We start from the raw sequence: 2604 nt of genomic DNA on the forward strand, positions 1-2604 counted from the left end.
TCCGATTCCTCCCACTCGACCTCCGCGTCCTCGTAGTCGTCGTCTTCGGGTTCCTCGTCCCGGCGCCGCTTCGACTTCTTCCCGCCCGCGGCGTCGCCGAGACCGCCGAGGAGACTCTCTCCGGACTGCAGCCGCGAATTGAGCGAGTCGATGCGCTGGCTCGCCGCGGTCACCGCGGCCGTCTTCGCCGCGTTCATCAGCTCGTGGCGGACCGTCTTGCCGAGCTTGGCTACCTCCGGTGAGTCCGCGAGCAGCTTGCGACCCTCGTTGAGAAGACCCAACGATCCGCCGGAGGGAAATTGTCTGGACGCCCCACTGGCGGCCAGCATCAACGCCAACTTCATCTTCTTCGTGCGGCCCAGCATGTATCCCGCACCGACGGCCAACGCCAGCTGAGATTTGGTGGTCATTGCCCAACCCCTTCGTCGAGTGAAAAGTGGTGCACCTCGGCGCCGGCGGCGGGCTGTGAGCGGATCCTGCCCGGTGGGGGCGCATTCCGCCGACTACCCCAGCTCGGTGCTGCTCAATCGCCGTAAGAACACATTCCCCAGCCTCCAGTCACCGCTGGACAATTCGGTGCGGGCACCCGCCGAGAAACGATCCAACCGGTCGGGCTGCTCCGGCTGCCGGTCACGTGTGTGAGCGCGAGTTCCCCCGGACCCGCGGTAGTTCCCCGACACGACACGAGCCCACCCCTGGGCGCGGTCAGCACCGAGAGTCCCGGTGCGGAGACGCCCTCGACCACTGGCTCGAGCCCCGTAGGCCGGCCGGTCCCCCACCCCAACCTGCCGACAGGCGCCAGCGTCCTCGCTGAGACGTCTTCGCGCAGCGCCCCGGCGCCCGCTTGAGGGTCACGGCTCGGCGGAAACCGGCGTAACCCGCCCAGATCCGGGTACCCGCCAACTACGCTGCCCCGCGGCCCAACACGGACCCGCGGCAGCGAGCTCCGCTCCGGCCTTCGAACCCCTTCGCCGCGGCGGAGCGCCTGCCGCGCACGGACCGAGGCCGAGTGTTCGCCCACCCCTCGGCCGCGCGCGGCCCACCCGACATCGAGGTCCAGCGCGAGGAGGCATTCCCCACCCGGTGCACGCTGATCGTCCTCCGTTTCGCGCCGTCACCGACGGGGTAGCCCCCGGTCACGGGTGTACTCCCACGGCGAGACGAGGTGCATGGTGATCATTCTCGGACTGATTCTGCTCGTGATCGGATTCGTGGCACACATCTCGATCCTGTGGACCATTGGGATCATCCTGTTGGTGATCGGGGTCATCCTCGCGCTGCTCGGCGGCACCGGCCGCGCCGTCGGCGGACGCCGTCACTGGTTCTGACCGGCAACCTCGACACACTAACCTGACCCGGTCGGCAGGATTCGACGGCTATCGTCACCGGTCCGGCCGCCCCTGGTTCGCACGCCCTCCCCGCATGGAGCGGTCCGGCCCCATGGGTCTCCGAGCACGTCGACGCTGATCGAGTTCGGCTGCAGCCGACCATCCGGTCTGGTTGCACGGTTGAGGTGCGCCCGCGCGGGTATCCCCCTCGCACGGTGTGCACGGGCATCTACCGAGGTCGAGCCTGGGAACTCGTGCCGTGCGGCGTGAATTGACGGGTCCGGGGACGGGCACAGGGTCGAAGGACCGGGGCAAATTGCAGAAGCGGGCGGAAATCACCGGTGAGGCGCTGCTTCTCGCGGCGGCGGTGGAATTTACCCGGGTCTGCTACGCCGATGCCCGGCTGGAGACCATCCTCACCCGCGCGAACGTCAGCAGGGGCGCGTTGTACGACCATTTCGGCTCCAAGGAAGAACTCGCCCGCGCGGTTATCGAGGCCGGCAGTGCCCGGTTCCGGGGCGCGTGCAGACCCCTTCTCGCCCCTCGGATTCCGGCGTTGGAGGCGCTGATCGGCATCTCCGGTCGTCAACGATGTCACGGTCCAGGCGGCGTTCCGCCTGCCCACCGAAATCCGTGACCGTCCCGGTGCCCCGACCCTGCTAGCGACCTGGCTGTCCGACTACCGCGACCTCGCGCGCCGGGCGATCACCGAAGGCGATCTGCGCGCCGAGGACCCCGACGCTGTCGCTCTCCTGCTGGTCAAACCTTCACCGGGATCCACCTGCTGACCTCGGCCACCGGCCACGTCGATGAACTGCCCGCCCGGTGGGTTTCTTGACGTCGGCATCAGTCTTTTTGCTGAGATTCAGCGTATCCAAAGCATCGTAGACCGCGTTTATCCCGTCGCGGTTGTATAGACGCCGCGCGGACTCGGCGTACTGCTTGAAAGTCCCAACATCCAACGTCGTGTTTCTCTGCACCTCCGCTAAGAATTGCAGTAGAAGGCCGCGACATGTTCGCGTGTCGAGGCCCACCGGAGCCTTGCTCGCAATCAGAACGTTTTTTGCTTGTATTTAGCGACGTAATCACTCACCTGCGAGCCGATTTGAGCGGAGATGTCAGTTGATTTCCCGGAACCTGCCCCGACGTCACCCCCCCCCCCGACGTGCGGGGCATCTTAACCTGAATCCGTGGATGATCGCGGTGGCGGATCGGCGTGGGAGATCAGGAAAGTGCCTCGTGAACTGGGATAATCGGGAGTGTCTAGGTCCTGATT

General features: G+C 66.5%; 3 protein-coding genes. 2 read left to right on the forward strand and 1 reads right to left on the reverse strand.

The genetic code is table 11. From position 1 onward, the window contains the following. The coding region (locus ACFTWF_RS44995; RefSeq protein WP_378467528.1) for a hypothetical protein at positions 1-410 on the reverse strand (410 nt) is incomplete at its 3' end. Positions 411-1172: 762 nt separating this feature from the next. Between ACFTWF_RS44995 and ACFTWF_RS45000 the strand changes: the two genes are divergently transcribed. Beyond that, a complete protein-coding gene (locus ACFTWF_RS45000) occupies positions 1173-1328 on the forward strand; it encodes a DUF6131 family protein (protein WP_011593967.1) in 156 nt (51 codons plus the stop codon). Positions 1329-1644: 316 nt separating this feature from the next. Continuing rightward, complete coding sequence (locus ACFTWF_RS45005) at positions 1645-1965, forward strand: TetR family transcriptional regulator (protein ID WP_378467529.1); 321 nt, start codon at positions 1645-1647, stop codon at positions 1963-1965. Positions 1966-2604: the final 639 nt, after the last annotated feature.

The sequence above is a fragment of the Rhodococcus sp. NPDC056960 genome (assembly GCF_042674125.1).
GTDB lineage: Bacteria > Actinomycetota > Actinomycetes > Mycobacteriales > Mycobacteriaceae > Rhodococcus_F.